This is a genomic window from Terrabacter ginsenosidimutans (assembly GCF_039539425.1).
Lineage (GTDB): Bacteria > Actinomycetota > Actinomycetes > Actinomycetales > Dermatophilaceae > Terrabacter > Terrabacter ginsenosidimutans.
This window is the reverse complement of sequence record NZ_BAABDC010000003.1, coordinates 102,020-120,110: the sequence shown is the minus strand read 5'-3', so window position 1 is coordinate 120,110 and position 18,091 is coordinate 102,020. Positions and strand designations below refer to the sequence as shown.

At 73.2% G+C, this 18,091-nt stretch carries 16 protein-coding genes; 5 read left to right on the top strand and 11 right to left on the bottom strand.

The window, feature by feature from the left end; translation table 11 throughout:
* Positions 1-10: 10 nt before the first annotated feature.
* Entirely contained in the window at positions 11-883 is an 873-nt protein-coding gene (gene efeU, locus ABD831_RS10860) for an iron uptake transporter permease EfeU (protein ID WP_344945772.1), read from the bottom strand.
* Positions 884-995: 112 nt separating this feature from the next.
* On the opposite strand from efeU, the gene ABD831_RS10855 reads away from it, so the two are divergent.
* A complete protein-coding gene (locus tag ABD831_RS10855; protein WP_344945769.1) occupies positions 996-1,661 on the top strand; it encodes a DUF2461 domain-containing protein in 666 nt (221 codons plus the stop codon).
* A gap of 16 nt (positions 1,662-1,677) precedes the next feature.
* Here the strand turns inward: ABD831_RS10855 and ABD831_RS10850 are convergent, their stop codons facing one another.
* Positions 1,678-2,544, bottom strand: a complete 867-nt coding sequence (locus ABD831_RS10850; protein ID WP_344945766.1) for a methyltransferase domain-containing protein — start codon at positions 2,542-2,544, stop codon at positions 1,678-1,680.
* A gap of 80 nt (positions 2,545-2,624) precedes the next feature.
* Between ABD831_RS10850 and ABD831_RS10845 the strand changes: the two genes are divergently transcribed.
* Positions 2,625-3,806 carry a flavin-containing monooxygenase gene (locus ABD831_RS10845; protein ID WP_344945763.1) on the top strand — a complete coding sequence of 394 codons (1,182 nt, stop codon included), beginning with the start codon at positions 2,625-2,627 and terminating at the stop codon, positions 3,804-3,806.
* 288 nt (positions 3,807-4,094) lie between these two features.
* Here the strand turns inward: ABD831_RS10845 and ABD831_RS10840 are convergent, their stop codons facing one another.
* From ABD831_RS10840 to ABD831_RS10825, 4 genes are all read right to left on the bottom strand, one after another.
* Positions 4,095-6,497 (bottom strand): CHAT domain-containing protein, encoded by a 2,403-nt coding sequence (locus ABD831_RS10840; protein ID WP_344945760.1) that lies wholly within the window; start codon positions 6,495-6,497, stop codon positions 4,095-4,097.
* Between the two features lie 246 nt (positions 6,498-6,743).
* Entirely contained in the window at positions 6,744-7,241 is a 498-nt protein-coding gene (locus tag ABD831_RS10835) for a hypothetical protein (protein WP_344945757.1), read from the bottom strand.
* Between the two features lies 1 nt (position 7,242).
* Positions 7,243-7,824, bottom strand: coding sequence for a sigma-70 family RNA polymerase sigma factor (locus ABD831_RS10830; protein WP_142179452.1), 582 nt, complete (start codon positions 7,822-7,824; stop codon positions 7,243-7,245).
* A complete protein-coding gene (locus ABD831_RS10825) occupies positions 7,821-9,398 on the bottom strand; it encodes a S8/S53 family peptidase (protein WP_344945752.1) in 1,578 nt (525 codons plus the stop codon). Before ABD831_RS10825 ends, ABD831_RS10830 begins: the two co-directional genes overlap by 4 nt.
* Positions 9,399-9,849: 451 nt before the next feature.
* On the opposite strand from ABD831_RS10825, the gene ABD831_RS10820 reads away from it, so the two are divergent.
* On the top strand, positions 9,850-10,656 hold the full coding sequence (locus ABD831_RS10820; RefSeq protein ID WP_344945749.1) for a peptidoglycan-binding domain-containing protein: 807 nt from the start codon (positions 9,850-9,852) through the stop codon (positions 10,654-10,656).
* A 12-nt stretch (positions 10,657-10,668) separates the two neighbouring features.
* Here ABD831_RS10820 and pheA read toward each other — a convergent pair whose 3' ends face one another.
* Both pheA and ABD831_RS10810 read right to left on the bottom strand, forming a co-directional pair.
* On the bottom strand, positions 10,669-11,616 hold the full coding sequence (gene pheA / locus ABD831_RS10815) for a prephenate dehydratase (protein ID WP_344945746.1): 948 nt from the start codon (positions 11,614-11,616) through the stop codon (positions 10,669-10,671).
* Positions 11,613-12,152, bottom strand: coding sequence for a DUF4446 family protein (locus ABD831_RS10810; protein WP_344945743.1), 540 nt, complete (start codon positions 12,150-12,152; stop codon positions 11,613-11,615). Before ABD831_RS10810 ends, pheA begins: the two co-directional genes overlap by 4 nt.
* 97 nt (positions 12,153-12,249) lie before the next feature.
* Here ABD831_RS10810 and ABD831_RS10805 point away from each other — a divergent pair, with 97 nt between their 5' ends.
* Both ABD831_RS10805 and ABD831_RS10800 read left to right on the top strand, forming a co-directional pair.
* Complete coding sequence (locus tag ABD831_RS10805; protein WP_344945740.1) at positions 12,250-14,442, top strand: hypothetical protein; 2,193 nt, start codon at positions 12,250-12,252, stop codon at positions 14,440-14,442.
* Positions 14,443-14,631: 189 nt separating this feature from the next.
* Positions 14,632-14,853, top strand: coding sequence for a hypothetical protein (locus ABD831_RS10800; RefSeq protein ID WP_344945737.1), 222 nt, complete (start codon positions 14,632-14,634; stop codon positions 14,851-14,853).
* A 63-nt stretch (positions 14,854-14,916) separates the two neighbouring features.
* Here ABD831_RS10800 and ABD831_RS10795 read toward each other — a convergent pair whose 3' ends face one another.
* The 3 genes from ABD831_RS10795 to ABD831_RS10785 are packed head-to-tail and all read right to left on the bottom strand — an operon-like array spanning position 14,917 to position 18,079.
* Complete coding sequence (locus ABD831_RS10795; protein ID WP_344945733.1) at positions 14,917-15,648, bottom strand: glycosyltransferase family 2 protein; 732 nt, start codon at positions 15,646-15,648, stop codon at positions 14,917-14,919.
* 14 nt (positions 15,649-15,662) lie between these two features.
* On the bottom strand, positions 15,663-16,550 hold the full coding sequence (locus ABD831_RS10790) for a DUF5926 family protein (protein ID WP_344945729.1): 888 nt from the start codon (positions 16,548-16,550) through the stop codon (positions 15,663-15,665).
* A gap of 29 nt (positions 16,551-16,579) precedes the next feature.
* Positions 16,580-18,079 carry an LLM class flavin-dependent oxidoreductase gene (locus ABD831_RS10785; RefSeq protein WP_344945725.1) on the bottom strand — a complete coding sequence of 500 codons (1,500 nt, stop codon included), beginning with the start codon at positions 18,077-18,079 and terminating at the stop codon, positions 16,580-16,582.
* Positions 18,080-18,091: the final 12 nt, after the last annotated feature.

Genomic DNA, 18,091 nt, shown 5'->3' with positions numbered 1-18,091 from the left:
GGACGGTCGCTCAGGCGGCGACGGAGGGCCGCGACGTGCTGGCCGTGCCGTTCGGGGTCACGGCGGGGGCCTGCGGCGTCGGGCGTGCCGGGCGCAGGAAGAGGGTGAGGACGATGCCGACGTAGAGCACCCACGCGACGGCCTGCAGGACGGTCGTGGCCGGCGTGAAGTTGAAGATGCCCTTGAGCAGGGTGGCGTACCAGCTGCCCGGGTCGACCGTGGCGCTGACGTCGAAGGCGAGGGTCGTCAGGCCGGGGAGGAAGCCGGCCTCCTGGAGGTCGTGGAGGCCGTAGGCGAGGATGCCGCCGGCCACGAGCACGAGCAGGACGCCGGTGTAGCGGAAGAACTTCGTGAGGTTGATCTTCACGGCGCCGCGGTAGATGAGCCAGCCGAGGACGACCGCGCCGCCGAGGCCGATGACCCAGCCGATGAGCGGCTGGTTGTTGCCCTGGCCGGCGGCCTCGGCCGTGGCGTAGAAGAAGATCGCCGTCTCGAGGCCCTCGCGGCCGACGCCGAGGAAGGCGACGAGGGCGATGGCGAAGGGGCCCATGTCGATGGCCTTGTCGAGCTTGCCCTTGAGCTCGCCCGAGATGGTGCGCGACGCGGACTTCATCCAGAAGACCATGAAGGTGACGAAGACGACCGCGATGATCGAGGCCGTGCCGCCGATGAGCTCCTGCGCCTCGAAGGTCAGCTGCTTCGTGCCGTAGGTGAGCAGGGCGCCGAGCGCGACCGAGAGGGCGACGGCGATGCCGACGCCGGTCCACACGTGGCGGAGCGCCCAGCGACGGTCGGTCTTGACGAGGAAGGCCACGAGGATGACCACCACGAGGGCGGCCTCGAGCCCTTCCCGGAGTCCGATGAGCGCGTTGCTCGCGAGCACGGTGCCTTCTCTCAGGTTGTTTCCATCAATTACGCCACGCCCTCGTGACGGAATTCAGGAAAGCACAGGCAAGGCTTGCCTAACAAGTCGGTCCCGGTGTCAGAGTCGACACATGACCGCGCCCGCCGCCTTCTCCGGCTTCCCTCCTGCAGCCCTGTCCTTCTACGCCGAGCTCGAGGACCACAACTCCCGCGACTGGTGGCTCGCCCACAAGGACGTATACGAGCGCGACGTGCGTGAGCCGATGCTCGCCCTGCTCGACGGCCTCGAGGAGGAGTTCGGTGAGGCGAAGCTCTTCCGGCCCAACCGCGACGTGCGCTTCGGCGCCGACAAGTCGCCCTACAAGACCCACCAGGGCGCCCTCGTCGGCGCCGGCACGATCCTCGGCTACTACGTCCAGGTCAGTGCGGACGGGCTGCGCGCGGGTGGCGGCTTCCGGGCGGCGAGCCCCGCGCAGACGGCCCGCTTCCGCGCGGCCGTCGACGCGCCGTCGAGCGGACTCGAGCTCGAGGGCGTCCTGGCCACCTTGCGCAGCAAGGACTTCGAGCTGCTCGGCGAGCAGGTCAAGACCGCACCGAGGGGGTATGCCGTCAGCCACCCACGCATCGCGACGCTCCGTCACAAGGAGCTGATGGTCTCCCGCGACTTCGGGACGCCGGCGTGGCTGTCGACGCGACGCGCCCTCACGGTGGTGCGCGACACGTGGAGAGCCGTCCGTCCGCTCACCACGTGGCTGGAGCAGCACGTCGGGGCGGAAGAGCCAGCCGCCCGACGTTGAGGGACCGGCCGGGGACCTACCCGTCGGGCTTGCGCCCGATGACGGCAAACATCGTCACGGAGAAGAAGGCCGTCCCGGCACGAGCCGCAGCCATCGCGTCCGCGAGGAGCTGGTCCGCCTCGTCGCGGGTCAGCGCACCCTCCTCCACGGCGGCGTCGGCGTTGCGGTGCAGCACGCCGCTGCCGAGCAGGGCGCGTGGCGGCATGACGAGCGCGGCCGACCCGATGTCGTGGTCGACGAGCAGGCCCGCGGCCCGCAGCTGGTTCGGCAGGTGGCGGGCTGCGAAGGGGTTGGGCATGCGCCGCCAGTTCGCCTCGGTGTAGCGGCGCACGACGTCGGGGTCACCGGGATGGCTGATGACGGTGCCCCAGTCGCTGTCGAGGACGGCGACCCGGCCGCCCGGGGAGAGGACCCGCGCGAACTCGTGCGCCGCGGCCTCCGGGTCGTGGAGGTGCTGGAAGACGCGTTCGCAGCGGAGCACGTGGACGGCACCGTCGGTGAAGGGCAGGTCGGCGGCGTCCCCGTCGATGAAGGTCGCTGCCGAGCCGAGCAGCGCCGCCCGACGCGCGGCCTCCTCGCGCAGTCCCGGGTTGGGCTCGATGCCTACCGCGCGACCGTTGGGTGCGACGGCCTCTGCGAGGCGGCGCAGCTCCGTGCCGGTGCCTGCGCCGACGTCGACGACCGACTCCCCCGGCTGCGGGGCGAGGGCCTCGAACGCCCATGCCCGCAGGCGCCGGACGGCCGGCTGCTGCTCCTGCGCGTCGAGCAGTGCGACGAGGGTGGCGACGCGGGCCGCGCCGCCCTCACCGATCCGCTCCCGCGTGAACATGTTCGGGGCGGCACCCGACTCCCCGGAGGGGGTCGCGACCGACTGGGGGGTCACGCCTCCAGCATGGTGCTCCGGCGACGATCGGCACAGGGTTTGCCGAGAACTGTCGAGGGTGGGGCGACTACGTTGGCCCGGTGACCCAGCGCAGCGTCCCGGTCGACGCATACATCATCGGTGCCGGCCCGGGTGGGCTGGCCACGGCCGCCGCCCTCAAGGCCCGCGGCCTGCACGGCGTGGTCCTCGAACGGAGCAGCGGCGTCGGGACGTCGTGGCGTGGACACTACGACCGGCTCCACCTGCACACCCCGCGCGAGCTCTCCGGCCTGCCGGGCTTCCCGATACCGAAGTCGATGGGCCGCTGGGTCTCGCGTGACGACGTCGTGCGCTACCTCGAGCTGTACGCCACCCACCACCGGCTCGACGTTCGGCTCGGCACCGAGGTGAGCCGCGTCGACCGCTCCGCCGACGGGAGCTCCTGGACCCTGACGCTGGGCGACGGGACGACGCTCACGGCGCCGTACGCCGTGGTCGCGACGGGCTTCAACCACACGCCGCGCGAGCCGGACGTGCCTGGCCTGCAGGGCTACTCGGGTGACGTCGTGCTGGCCCGGGACTACCGCAACGGGTCCGCACACGCCGGCAAGGACGTGCTCGTCGTCGGCACGGGCAACACCGGCACGGAGCTCGCCGTCGACCTCGTCGAGCACGGCGCGGCGCGGGTGCGCCTGTCCGTCCGGACCGTGCCGCACATCCTGCGTCGCAACACGGGACCGTATGCCGCGCAGTACACCGGCATCGCCGTGCGGCGCCTGCCCACCGCCCTCGTCGACCGGGTGGCGCCGATCGTGGAACGCCTCCAGACGCCCGACCTGTCGGCGCAGGGGCTGCCACGCCCCGCCACCGGCCTGCTGACCCGGGTCGAGCGCGACAACGCCATCCCGGTGCAGGACGTCGGGATCATCGACGCGATCCGGTCCGGCGCGGTCGAGCCGGTGGTGGCGCTCCGCGAGTTCGACGGTGACACGGTCGTGCTCGCCGACGGCACGCGACTCCAGCCCGACCTCGTCGTCCTCGCGACCGGCTACGCCCAAGGACTCGAGCCGCTCATCGGCCACCTCGGCGTGCTCGACGAGAAGGGCCGGCCCGTCGAGCGCGGCGGCCGCACGGCCCGGGGCGCGAGGGGGCTGTGGTTCACCGGCTACACGAACCCGATCTCGGGCATGCTCCGCGAGCTGTCGATCGACGCCCGCAAGATCGCCCTCGCCATGGCACTGCGCAAGCGCCACGAGATCAGAGCCCGCCGCGCGGCCGCCTGAGGTCGCCGGCTCTACCCCGCCACCACCAGCCACCCGAGCACCCCTCGCACACTGCTCCGTTTTCGGGAGCAGCTTCCGAGTCGCCGCGGGATTGGTGCCGGAGCCCACCTATCGGGACCTGCTCCGTTTTCGGGAGCAGCTTCCGAGTCGCCGCGGGATTGGTGCCGGAGCCCACCTATCGGCACCTGCTCCGCTTTGGGGAGCAGGTGCCGATGGGGTGGGCCCGGTGAACCGGCGGCAACGGCGTCCGTGAGCACGGGGCTGGGGCAGAGCCGAAGCAGCGACGCGTCAGGGGCGGTGCTGACCGCCGAGGTTGAGGAAGGCTGCGGCGACGTCCTCGGTCTCGGCGACCGCGCGGGCCAGCGCCTCGTCGCTCGGGAGACCCGACGCGAGCAGCTCGTGGTGGCGCGTCATCGTCGTCGCCGCGACGTCGTCGGGCACCGGAGAGACCGCAGCGACGACCGAACGCGCGCCGAGGGACAGCAGCGAGAGGGCGAGCCCGAGGGACTCGTGGCCGGGTCTGGCCGACGCCAGACCGACCTCGCACGCCGAGAGCACCACGTGGTCGGCGCGCACCCCAGTCGGCTGCAGCTCGTGGGCGAAGACCGGCCCGTCGTGCAGGACCAGGGAGGAGAACAACGGCGACTCGAGCTGGTGCGTGCCGTGGGCGGCGACGTGGACGACGCCGGGCCGGGCCAGGGCTGCGACGAGCTCCTCCCTCCGGGACGGCTCGGAGAGCCGGGCGCCTGCTCCCCACGTCTCGACGATCGTCCGGCCCTCGCTCGACGCTCGCGGCACCGAGGGTCCGACGCTGACGTGCACCCCCGGGGCGTAGCCCTCGTCGTAGCGCGACGCACCTCGCCGGGCGAACGACGTCAGCGACAGCGCCACGGTGAAAGGGCGCCCGGCCATCGAGGGCAGCAGCGCCCACGGGAGGGCGGAGAGCTCGGGACAGGTGACGACGACGAGCCCACGGTCCGAGCGCCACGGCCGCAGCAGGGCCTCGTCGAGCTCGGCCGCGCTCGACCGCAGCGACGACCAGACCGCCCCGGCGAGCGGACCGAGGTGGTGCGTGGCGGCAGCCCGCAGGTCGACGCGGACGCGTTGCGCGAGCTCGGCGGCGCGGTCGGCCGGCATGAGCTCGCGCATCGTCGCCCGGCCACCCACGACGCCGACGGCACCGATGCGGCCGCGGTGCCGGAAGAACCAGACGAGGTCCCGGTCGACCCGACCGAGGTGCTCGCGGGCCTCCCGTACGCGCACGGGGACCGCTCGGGCCGCCCCGCCGCTCCGGCTCAGGGCCCAGTCACGGTCACGGATCTGCCGCTCCAGGCGCGAGGCGTGGTCGTGCAGCTCGCGCTCCTGGGCAGGGTCGCTCTCACCGCGCAGGTGGCCGCGCACAGCTCGCAGCTGCTCGGTGAGCGACGCCAGCTGCTCGTCGTCGGGTCGACCGAGCGACGGCAGCCGGTCGGTCGCACTGCGCCATCGCTCGAGCGCCTCGAGCACGAACGCGCTCCCGCGTGGCACCGCGAGCTCGAGGTCGAGCTCGGAGAGGCGTGCCCCGTGGACCGCTCGAGCCGTGCGCAGGTCGAGGCTCGCGCTGCCCTGCTGGCCGGCCGCGAGCCGGCGCGAGGCCCGGACGAGGATGCGGCGGGCCGGGGCCAGGTCGCCGGTGGCGACGAGGGTCATCGCCGTGACGACAGCCGCGTCCAGCTCGTCTGACAGGGACCCGGTCGAGACCCGCTCGAGGCTGAGCAGGCGTGTGTTGGCGCCCGCCGCGTCACCGGCGAGCAGCAGGGCCTGCGCCGCCACGACCCGGGCGCTGTCGGCCAGCTCCGGGTCGCCGAGCTCCGTCGCCGTCTCGGTGAGCTCGTCGGCCGTCGCCGCGGCGGCGAGCGCCACCGTGGTGTCGCCCACGCCGACGACGCGTCGCACCAGGTCGGAGTCCGACTCGTCCCGGACCCGCCGCGTCCGCCGCTGGCGGTCGAGGTCCACGAGCAGCCCGACGAGCATCGCCTTGGCGGCCCACGCGGTCGCACCGATGCGGCCGTACGTCTCCCGCGCCGACGCCGCCGCCTCCGCCGCGAGGTCGAGGTGCCCCAGCAGCCGGTGGGCGCGCGCCAGGGCCAGCTCGAACTCGGCCCGCATCTGGTCGTGCCCGTCACCCTCCAGGGACTCCAGCCCGGCGTGCAGCGCCTCGACCGCCTCCTTGACGAGGCCGGCCTCGAGCAGCACCTGGGCCCGGTCGAGGCGCGCCGGGCCGGTGAAGACGTCGGACTCGAGCTCCTCCGCCCGGGCCATGTCGGCCAGGGACCGCGGGATGTCACCGAGGAGGTAGGCGGCATACCCCTCGTTGTGACGGGCCATGAACTCCTGGGCCGCCCCGCCCAGGTCGTGGGCGAGCCGGGCTGCCTGCGCGAAGGACTCGAGCGCCTCCTGCGGACGCAGCAGCTCGAAGGCGAGCATGCCCCGGCTCAGGTGCACCATGCACTGCTCGGACTCGGTGAAGGCATCGAGCCGGCGCACCGCGCCCTCGAGGCCGTCCCACGCCGAGGCGAGGTCGCCGACGCGGCCGTGGATGTTGGCCCGCTGGTAGTCCAGGCGGGCCCGCAGCCGGTCGTCGCCGAGAGCGTCGACGATCTGTTCGGCCTCGGCGAGCCGCGCCGAGGCCATCTCGAGCCCCGACAGCATGAACTCCGTCAGCGCGAGCGTGATGAGCGTCTTGCAGCGCAGCTCGAGCCGCTCGCGCGAGGGGGCCGAACCCGCCGCACGGTCGATCTCGTCCAGCGCCGCCGTCAGGGAGCGGGCGGCGTCGACCGGTCGCCCGGCGACGTTGTCAGCGGCGCCCTGCTCGCGCAGGGTCCGTGCACTCTCGAGCAGATCGATGGCTGCCGCCCGGCCTCTCGTTCAGGCCGGTCACCACAGGTGTCGGGATCGTCAGATCTGGATCGTGGGGGTGATGACCGGTCGCGTGTCCTCGTTGCCCGGGTCGGTCACGACGAAGTGCACCGGCCCATGGGGTAGATCATCCAGAACGAAGCGTCCGTTCGCATCCGAAATCACCGAGATGCTCCCCTCGCTCGTCACCGCCTCGACCCGGGCCCCCGGCGTCGTGACCCATCCGTCGACCCGGACGCGGTCCTCCGACTCGTCGGAGTCCATCGGGCCCGCCGAGACCATGAGGCTCATCGAGGCGGCCGTGAAGGTCACGGACTCCGTCGGGGTCGGCTCGACCTTGGCCTCGGCACCTCGCGTCGTCAGCAGCGCCGAGTCCATGAGCTCGGCGACCTCGGCATGCAGCGCGTGCACGGTGATGGCGAACTTGATCCGCTCGGCGAGGTCGCTCGGCACGGGGTCGGCGTGACCGAAGAGGTCCCGCACGTGCCCCAGGTTGGCGATGTCGCGGGCATCGATGGCGTCAGTGTGAGATGTCATGTCAGACCGCCCATCCGGGGTCGGTGCCGAGGGTGGTCCTCAGCTTCTGGAGGCAGCGGCCGCGGGTCGGACCGATGCTGCCGACGGGCATGCCCAGGGACTCCGCGATGGCTGCGTAGTCAGGGCGGTCGGCGAAGGCGATGACCCGGAGCAGCTCCTGGCACCGCGGGGAGAGGGTCGAGACGTGCTTCCACAGCACTCGCTGACGCTCGGAGAGGATCGACTGCGCCTCGGGGTCGAGCTGCTGCGCCGGGGCCTCCGGCACCTCCTCGACGCCGAACTCGCGTCTGGCACCTCGGGCCAGGCGCCAGACCTCGCGCTTGACGACGACGACGAGCCAGCCGAGCACTGCTGCCGGCTCGTGGATCGACTCGGCCCGGTCGACGAGCTGCAGGAATGCCGTCTGGATGGCGTCCTCGCACGTCGCCGGGGCACCGCCCTGGGAGCGGGCGGCGTTCCACAGCACAGGGGTCACGAGGTCGACGAGCTCCGAGAGCCGCTCGCGCTCGCCCGCGAGGTAGGCGGCGAACGCCTTGCCCGCGAGGGTCCCGAGCCCGTCGGGTGCGGTTGGGGTCGGCGTCATGGCAGCGTCCTTCCGATGCAGGTGCGCAGCGCGCGGATGGCGCGCTTGCGCATGGTGGGCGTCGACACGTCGGTCAGGCCGCCCTCGACGATGAGGGTCGCCGCCAGCTCGGCCGCGAAGACCGGGGTCGCGAACGACGTGCCGCTCCACACCCCGAAACCGCCGGTGTAGTCGTCGGGGTCCACGGTGCAGCGCACGGTGCCGTCGGTCGAGACCTGCGACGACGGCTGGCCCATCCCGTTGGTGAGCGGCAGGGTGCTGACGACGGAGACGCCGGACCGCACCGCGCTGACGACGGTGAGGTTGTTGGAGAAGAGCGCCACGGTCGTGCCGTCGGGGTTGGTCGCGCCGACGCTCGCGAGCGGCGGCACCGACTTCCTGGTGACCCGCTGTGGCGGCGCGGCGGCGAGCGCCGCGGGCACGAACGGCGCGTCGATGCCGTCGTTGCCGACGCCCGCGACGACAAGGATCCCGTGCTCGGCGAACCGGTCGAGCAGGTCGGCGACGGGGCCGGAGGTGTAGGTGCTGTCCTCGGCGTAGTACCCGAGCGACAGCGAGAGCACGTCGACGACCTCGGAGGGGTCGTCGTGCTCCTGCCCATGGACGTGCCGGTCGAGCAGGGCCTGGAGGACGTCGAGCATGACGCTCTCGTCGACGACGCCGTCATCGCCCATGACGGGGATCGAGAGGATCGTCGCCTCCGGGCAGCCCTGCCGCACGAGCCCGGCGATGAAGGTCGCGTGTCCCTGGAGCAGGCCGACCGGCTCGGCGGGCGCCGGCACGGTGATCGGGGGGTCCACCGGCTTGGTCAGGAGCGGCACGAGCCGGCCCTCCCTGAGCACCATGCGCACGACTCCCGAGTCGTCCTTGAACCACGGGTGAGCGGCGATGACCGTGTCCGGCACGACGACGACGGGGTTGCGGTCGACGGGGCGCGCCCGCAGCCGCGGGTCGGGCAGGGCCAAGGCGACCGGCATACGACCGCCCCGTCCGGGCACGGAGTACTCCTGCAGGGCGGACCCGCCGACACCACCCCAGTAGCCCCCGACACCGCCCCAATAACCGCCCACGCCACCCCAGTAACCGCCCACGCCACCCCAGTAGCCACCGACACCGCCCCAGTAGCCGTCAGCCGGCCGGAGCACGTGCTCGAGGCTGAGCTGGTCCGCGATCCGCTCGTCGGCCTGGCGCAGCCGCTGCAGCACGCTCCACGCGTCGACGGGGTCGATCGAGCGGGTCGGCGTCAGCGTGATGCTCGTGCCCCACGACGGCTGGTCGAGGTCGCGCGGGCTGCCGTCGGGCCGCGGCGTCACCCGGAAGTCGAGATCCGGCTCGAGCTTGCCGAGGGCCGTGCGCAGCTCGTCGAGGCCTCGGGGCCGTCCCGCCCCCGGCGGGTTGCGCACGAGCAGGCGGTCCGAGAGGTAGAGAGCGGGAAGCGGCGGGCGACCGTCGGTCAGGCGCATCGCCGTGGCCGGGTCGAGGGCGCGGACGGGAGGGCGCTCGGGGCGGCGGGAGCCGCCGGTCGCGCTGTCGCCGTTCGCGCCCTGTGGGGCGTCGGGACCCGACTCTGACATCGACAGCCTCCTGCTGGTGGTTCACGGCGCGGATGGTGCTGGAAAGACCCTTACACCCGACTGAGTGTGCGTACTCGGTTTCCTGATACATCCGCCCTCGTCGTCGGGCACCCGAACATTTTCCGAGAATGTCCGTCCGGGGATGTATCACCCGGCGAGAAGCCGACTCTGGGTGGTCAGGGGGAACGGTCACCGGGTTGCTTCGGGGCGCTGCGGAGGGGCAGCAGGCCCGGTGACCTTGCAGGGGTTCGGGACTTCCAGGGGGCGGTCCCGTCCGTGGGGCGCCGGGCTTGGCAGCACCGGCGCCCCCTCTCCTGCCGGGTGGGCCGACGTGACAACAGCAGGGCGTATGCCGTGCCGCGCGTCGCGCTCGCACGCCGGCTCCGGTCGGCGCATACTTCTCGAACGTGGGCGGACGTCAGGGGCCGCGACGTGATCTCAGGGGAGACAGATGCGGGTCAGCACAGGCGTTCACGACGGCAGCAGCGGAAGGGCCCGGTTCGCCTCTGCGGCAACAGCCGTCGTCCTCGGGCTGGCACTCTCGGCGTGCGGGGTCACCGCACCCCGGACGACGTCGGCCGTCGAGTCGCCCACGGTGACTGCGGTCGGCACGGTCGACCCCGGCTCCACCGATCCCACCGCACCCGCCGCACCCACAGGGCCCATCCCGACCGTGACGGCCGATCCGCTCACGCCGACCAAACCGACCGCGAGCGCCTCGACCAGTGCCGCTCCCGCGCCCACGCCGCCCACGGCGGCAGCTACGGCGACGGCGACCGACCCGGGGAGCGTGGCGGGCGCGTGCGAGAGGACGCTGCCGGCATACCCCGTGCTCCAGCCCGGCGCCAAGGGTCCAGCCGTGCGGACCCTGCAGTGCTTCCTCAACGACGCCGACTACGGCCCCGTGGCCGTCGACGGCGTCTACGGCGCGCAGACCCGTGCGGCCGTCACGAAGGTCGAGGCCGGGTTCGAGGGGCCGGCGCCCAAGCCGGGACGCATCGACGACGGCATGTGGGTGCTCCTCATCTCGCGCACGCTCGGGGGCGCGACGCTCAAGGTCGGGTCGAAGGGCGCCGACGTCGTGACGCTCCAGCGTGCCCTGCGGGCCGCCGGCGGCACCATCACCGTCGACGGCACCTTCGGCGCACAGACCAAGAAGGTCGTCCAGCGCTTCCAGCAGGCCAACCGCATCGGTGACGACGGCGTCGTCGGCGAGGACACGCTCTTCCTGCTCAAGATGGGCGCGACGATCGGCTGACGACCGCCGCTCTCAGGCGCGCAACTGCTCGAGCCAGGTCCTCGCCCGGTCGAAGTCGGCGTCGGACGTGCCCGGCCGCGCGTCCGGGCGACCGCCGTCGGCGCGGGGGTAGGACCCGAGGAAGCGCACCTCGGCACAGACCCGCCGCAGGCCCATGAGCGTCTCGCCGACCCGGGCGTCGAGGACGTGGCCCTCGAAGTCGATGGAGAAGCAGTAGGCCCCCATGGCCGCCCCGGTCGGTCGTGACTCGAGCCTCGTCATGTTGACGCCGCGGACCGCGAACTGCTCGAGCAGCTCGAGCAGGCCACCTGCGTGGTCGTCGCGCTGGAAGAGCACGACGGACGTCTTGTCGGCGCCGGTCGGCTCGGGCAGCGTCCCCGGGCGCGCGACGAGGACGAACCGGGTGACGGCCGACGCGTTGTCGCCGATGTCCTCCGCCAGGACCTCGAGCCCCTCGTTGCTCGCGGCCACGGGCGCGCACACGCCCGCGTCGAACATCACCTCGCCGGGCTGGGCCAGGGCGGCGGCGCTCGCGGCCGTCGACAGCGTCGGGACGTACTCGGCGTCCGGCAGGTGGCGGCCCATCCAGCCGCGCACCTGGGCCCACGCGTGCGAGTGGGTGCCGACCGTGCGGACGCGGTCGAGCGGCGTACCCGGTCGGGCGCACAGCACGAAGGTGATCGGGACGAGGACCTCGCCGATGACGACGAGCGGGTCTCCCGACGCGAGCGAGTCGAGCGTCGCGGAGACGCCCCCCTCGACGGAGTTCTCGATCGGCACCATGGCGGCGTCGATGTCACCGGTGCGCAGGGCCGACAGGGCGGCGTCGACCGAGCCGAACGGCACGTGCTCACGACCCTCGGCGGCGTCCCAGGCGTCGAGGGCCATCTGGGTGAAGGTGCCGCGGGGGCCGAGGTAGCCGAAGCGGTGCAGCTCGTCGGGCGTGCGGGGTGGCGTCACGACACGTCCTTCGTCCGGTCGGGGAGGCGGGCGAGACGGCTCGAGCTGCTCGAACCCGGCTCGTCCCGGGTGGCCGAGGCCAGCGCCTGCTGCTCCTCGGGGGTCAGGGTGATGCTCGACCGGCCGCCGACGATGCCCTTGGCGTAGGTGCGGGACTCGCCGCGCGCGTGGATGGAGCTGAGCACGATGCCGTCACCGAGGTCGTCGACGATCGCGGCGGAGAAGGACAGGCGCCCGCCCATGTCGCCGAACGCGTCGTAGCGCACGACCGCGACGTTGCGCAGGCTCTGGCGCACGTCCTCCTCCGCGCTCGCGACGTGCTCCCGGAGACGGGTCAGCTCGGCCGTGAGCCGGTCGATGCGGTGGTTCTGGGTGGCGGCCACGCGGGCGATGTCGGTCTGGCCGTCGCCGCCGAGGGCGGCGAAGTCACGCCGGACACCGGCGAGCCGCAGCTGGGCAGTGACGGCGAGCGCGAGGGCGAGCAGCGCGACGACGGCGGCCGCGATGGCCAGGGTCGTCAGCGTCGAGGCGTCCACGATCGGCAAGGGTAGCCGTGCGGGTGCCCGGCGGCGCTTCGATTCCAGCCCGTGACCTCGACTGCCGGGGACAGACTCGGTTTGTAGTCTGTCCCCCGTGATCCGCCGCCACCCCGTCAAGACGCTCGTCGTCCTGCTCCTCGTGTTGGTGGCCGCGCTCACGCTCGCCTACGTCAAGCGCACCACCGTCCCCGTCCCTCCCACGACACAGCCGAAGCCGGGTGAGTCGCTCGTCGTCGTCGGGCTCGGCGGCCTCTCCTGGGACGACGTCTCCGCCGAGGACACCCCCATCCTCTGGGGCCTGCTCCGCGACGGCTCGGCCGCCTCCGTGTCGGTCAAGAGCCTGCGCCTGACGACCTGCCCCACCGACGGCTGGGCCACGGTCTCGGCCGGCGAGGCAGCCGGCCCGGACACGTCCGAGGCCCGCCCCCAGTGCGCGCCCCTCCCGACCATCGCGGGAAGCGCCCAGGCCGGTTTCCGCGTCATCGGCTTCGACGCCCTCGCGACCGCGTCCCGCGAGGCCGAGTTCCGGGCGCAGCTGGGACTGCTCGGCGACAGCTTCGCGGCTGCCAAGACCTGCATCCAGGCGATCGGTCCGGGCGCCGGGCTCGCCGCAGCGACGTCCGACGGCAAGGTCGCGAAGTACTCCCCGTTCCAGGCCACGACCCTCCTCGCCGACCTGGCGCAGTGCCCGGTCAGCATCGTCGACGTCGGGGGCATCAGCTCGACGGACCCCGACCCGACGCGGCACCTCGAGCAGATCAACGGCATCGAGCGCCGTATCGAGCTCGTCATGGACGCCATGCCCAACGGCGCCGACCTCGTCGTCGCCGGGCTGGCCGACCGCGACCAGCAGGAGCGCCTGCGGCTCCTCACGGCGAGCGGACCCCACTACGCGCCGGGCCTGCTCGCGTCGGCCTCGACTCGCATGGTCGGGATCGCGCAGCTCTCCGACATCACGGCCACGGTCCTCCAGCGCGGTGGCGTGGAGCCGCAGGCCGCCATCGGCGGCCGCGCGCTCAGCGTCGTGCCGTCGGCCAACAACAGCGAGTCGACGGCCGCGGCCAAGCTGACGGTGCTCACCGACATCGACACCAAGGCCGACGCGATGCACGACGTCGTCGCGCCGTTCCTCATCATCTGGCTCGTCGGCACTGCCCTGACGATGCTCGTGCTGTGGGTCATCCTGCGCCGTTCACGGCCCTGGAACCGGCGGTTCACCCGGGCGCGCGTGCTGCGCATGGTCCGGCTCATCGGGCTGGTCTCGGCGGCCATGCCGGCCGCGACCTTCCTCGCCAACCTCGTGCCGTGGTGGCGCTGGTCGACCAACACGGTCGTGCTCGTCGCGGTGCTCCTCGCCCTCGTGCTCGTCATCAGCTCGGTCCTCACCCTCGCCTGCCTGAAGGGCCCGTGGAGCAGCTCCGCGCTGGGCCCGCTGGCGGCGATGTCGGCGATCACGGCGGGCGTCATCGGCATCGACCTGCTCACCGGGTCGCACCTGCAGATCTCGTCGATCTTCGGCCTGCAGCCCCTCGTCGGCGGTCGCTTCTACGGCATGGGCAACGTCGCCTTCGCGTTGTATGCCGCGGCCGTCCTGCTGCTGTGCGCCGCGCTCGCGCATGCCCTGGTCAGGCGGGACTCCCCCCGGCTCGCCGTCTTCGCGGTCGTCGTCGTGGGTGGCGTGGCCCTCGCCGTCGACGTGCTGCCGGCGTGGGGCGCCGACTTCGGCGGCCCGATCGCGCTCGTGCCGGCCCTCGGCTTCCTGCTCATGGGCGTCATGGGGTGGCGCACGTCGGTGCGCAACGTCTCGATCGTCCTGCTCGTCGCCGGGCTCGTCGTCGGACTCGTGTGCTACCTCGACTGGCGGCGCCCCGAGTCCGAGCGCTCCCACCCGGGCCGGTTCCTCCAGACCGTCATCGACGGGGGCGCGTGGGACGTCATGTCGCGCAAGCTGTGGGCCAACGTCTCGCTCTCGGTCCACCTCCCGGTCCTGCTGGCCATCGTCGTCGCGCTGATGGTCGTCTTCGTCCTGGTCGTGCTGCGTCCCGGCATCTTCGGCACCGAGCCGCTGCGGCGCCTGCTCGAGGAGGCGCCGCTCATGCGCCGGGGCCTGCTCTCGGTCATCGTGATGGCCGTCATCGGCTTCCTCACCAACGACTCGGGTGCGGCCATCCCGCCGGTCGCGGCGATCTTCACGGTGCCGCTCGTCGTGTCGGCGGTCATGCACTTCCTGTCCATCGAGGCCCGCAAGGCGCCGGTCCGCCGCCGCCGGGACCGCCACCACCTCTGAGGAGCGACCCGTCATGGACCAGCAGCCCGACGTCATCGCCGAGCTGGCCCGGGACATCGACCGGGTCTGCCGCCTCGAGGGGGAGTTCGTCGTCAGGTCCGGCGCCGTCGTGCCCGAGTACTTCGACAAGTACCTCTTCGAGTCCGACCCCGCCCTGCTGCGCCGGGTCGCCGAGGCGACGGTGCCGATGTGGCCGGGCGCCGGATCACCCTCGTCGAGGACATCGTCACGACGGGTGGCGCGGCCCGGGACGCGACCGTGGTGCTGCGTGAGCAGGACGCCGTCGTCGAGGTGGTCGTGTGCACCATCGACCGCAGCGAGCCCGGTGCCAACCGCCTGCACGAGCTCGCCCTCGAGACCCGATCGGTCCTGACGCGCGCCGACCTCGACGCCGCACGATCCCGGCCCTGACCCGAGACCGCGTCAGGAAGTGGGCACTCGAGCATCGAGTGCCCACTTCCCCACGCCGACCATTCAGTCGTGGCCCAGGCGGCGACGCAGCCGGCGCACCCCGAGGGCGAGCGCGACGTCGCGGTACTGCGCGGCCCGGTGCACCTGCGAGCGCCAGTCGGTGCCGGTGACCCGGTGCTGCAGGTCGCAGGGCACCTCGAGGATGGTCAGCCCGGCGTCGAGCACGTCGACCGTCATGCCCACCTCGACACCCCAGCCTCGGGCGAAGGGCGTTGCCGCCTGGATCGCCGCGGGTGACAGGCAGCGCATGCCCGACAGCGGTTGCTGCGGCGACCACCCGGTCAGCTCCTCGATGCCGCGGCGGGCGAGTCCGACGACGAGGCCGTGCCCGCCTGCGCTGCCCTGCTGCTGGGGCAGGGTCGCGATGGTGAGGTCGGCCTCGCCGCGGGCGACCGGGCCCACGAGCGCGCCGACCGCCTGGGCCGAGGCCTCGAGGTCGGCGTCGACGAAGAGCACGGAGGTGCCCTCGTCGAGGCGTCCGACGCGGCGCAGCCCGCTGACCCGGCCGAGGCCGCTCATCATGGCGTCGGCCTTGCCGTGGTTGCGCGGGTGACGCACGACCTCGGCGCCCTCGCGGGCGGCGATGGTGGCGGTGCCGTCGGTCGAGCCGTCGTCGACGACGACGACCGCACGGACGCCCGGGATGGTGCGCACCCCATGAATCGTCTCGGCGATCCGGGCCGCCTCGTCCTTGGCCGGGATGACGACGGCGACGGGCATCGACGTGGTCGTCATCCTCGCCCGTCCTCTCAGCGCAGGGTGACCTGGCGGTTGGTCAGGCCGGCCTTGGCGCCACGCTCCGCCGCCGTGAGCGGCTCGGTCGAGGCGGCCGCGGCGTCGATCTTCGTCTTCATGGCTGCGACGGCGTCCTCGAAGTCGGCGGCCTCGGAGTTGGGGTCGACCTCCCACACGGGGATGAGCAGGCCGCTCGAGCGGAAGCAGCCGAGCAGGCGGCCGTCCTCGCCGAGGTGGCTCTCGCCGGCGGCGTGCAGGCGGGCCAGGGCGTTGGTGGCGGCGTCCTCGGCGAAGGGAAGAACCCAACGGACGTAGGTGCGCTCGCCGATGCGGCACCAGAAGGCGGAGGGTGCGGCGTCGAGCTTGACGGTCGGGATGGCCGACTCGTTGGCGCGCTCGAGCGACTCCTTGCCGTCGGCGTCGAGGTCGGCGTCGGCGACCCAGAAGTCGAAGCCCTCGTGCAGCTGCATCTCGAAGGGCGCGTCGGTGTCGAGGAGGTCCTGCAGGCGCGGGGTGTCGGCCATCGAGACGGGCAGCGTCGCGACGGGCGAACCGGCCTCGGCGGCGGACGCGAGCGTGATCGCCTGCGCGATGTCGCGGCTCGTGTCGCCGCTGCCGTTGCCGGACTGGATGCCGACGACGACCTCGCCGCTCTCACGGTGCAGGCCCGGCCAGGCGAGCGGGAGCACGGTGGCGATCGTCACCTCGTCGGGGGCGCCCTCGGGGGCCTTGCCCTTGGCGAAGCGCACCGTCGCGGTCGCGGCCGGGACGATCTCACGCATCGCGACCCAGTCGGTCTCGTTGGGCAGCCCCTCGAAGGGGCGCGCCACGAAGGGGGCCGGGAGCGGACGTGCGGAACGGTCAGCGCGCTCGTTGCGCGGACGACGTGATGCCTTACCCATGCGCGCCACCCTAGTGGCCGGGCCGAGGGTCAGCCGAACGCCCCCGCGAGCGGCGCGAGGGCCAGCACGTCGTCGGGCCCGTCGAGCCCGACCGGGGCGACGAACACGGTCGTGACCCCGAGACCGGCGAGCGCCGCGAGCCGGTCGGCGTGCTCGCTCGCGGTGCCGGCGTGGTGCCGGGCCGCGAAGGTGGCCGCGGGGGCGCGACCGCGGTGGCGCTCGACACGCGACCAGACGTCGTCGCGGTCCCGGCCGACCAGAGGCAGGTCGAGCACCGTCGCATGCACGGTCGACGGGTCGCGCCCTGCCTGCGCCACGAGGGCGAGGTAGCGGGCCACCTTGGCCAGCCCGGCGTCGTCGGACGGCACGTTGCAGCCGTCGCCGAGCCTCGCCGCGATGCGCAGCGTCCGGTCGCCTCCGCCGCCGACGATGACCGGGAGGTCGCCGACGGGCCGGGGATACGACGTCGTCTCGGGCAGTGAGACCCGCCGTCCGGCATACGGCTTCGTCCCCGGCGACCAGAGCGCCTTCATCGTCTCGATGCCGTGCTCCAAAGCGTCGAGTCGCGCTCTGGCAGAGGGAAACCCGAGGCCGTATGCCGTGTGCTCGCGTTCCCACCAGCCCGCGCCGACCCCGACGAACGCCCTCCCACCCGTCAGGGCGGAGAGCGTTGCCGCAGCCTTGGCGGTGATGCCGGGGGCGCGGAAGGTCACCGGCGTCACGAGGGTCCCGAGCTGGAGACGAGTGGTGGAGGCGGCGAGCGCGCCCAGCGTCACCCACGGCTCGGGGATCGGGTCCCAGGCCCGACCGACCTGGGGGATCTGGATGAGGTGGTCCATGAGGGCGATGCCGGCGAGCCCGGCCTCCTCGGCGGCTCCCGCCATGTCGCGCAGCCACGTGAGCAGGTCCCCCTCGGCGGGGAAGCGCGACAGCTGCAGCACGACGCCGCGCAGCCCGGCGCCCTCCTCCCGCAACACACCGGGAAGCTGCGCGGTCGCGTCGGCTGCAGCCGGGGCCGGATGACGACTGCTCGGTGTGTTGCGGGGGCCGGCGGCCGGGACGTCATCCGGGGTGAGGACGAGGACGGCGTCCCAGCCCTCGGCGTCGAGCAGGTCCGTCGTGGTGGCGACGGCCGCGAGCTGGCTGGTGAGGACGCGGGCCGGGACCGGGCGGTCACGGGCGGCGTTGCGCGAACGGCATACACGGGCGGGGGTGTCGAGGACGACGGCGACGGCCGGGAGCCCTGCGTCCCGTGCGGCCGTGAGCCAGCGGCGACGCCGAGCCGGGTCGGTGCCGAGGGTGTCGACGACGGTCGTCAGGCGGCGGCCGACGCGGGCGGACACGACGCTCTCGAGCAGCGCGAAGGCGTCAGCCGAGGCGTCGAGGTCGTGCTCCCCGCTGCCGACGACCTCGCGGAGGGCGTCGGACGAGACGACCTCCGCAGCGCGGTAGCGCGATGACGCCCACGTCGACTTGCCCGACCCCGAGGCGCCGACGAGCACGACGAGCGCCGGGTCGGGGACGGGCACCGTCGCCTCGGA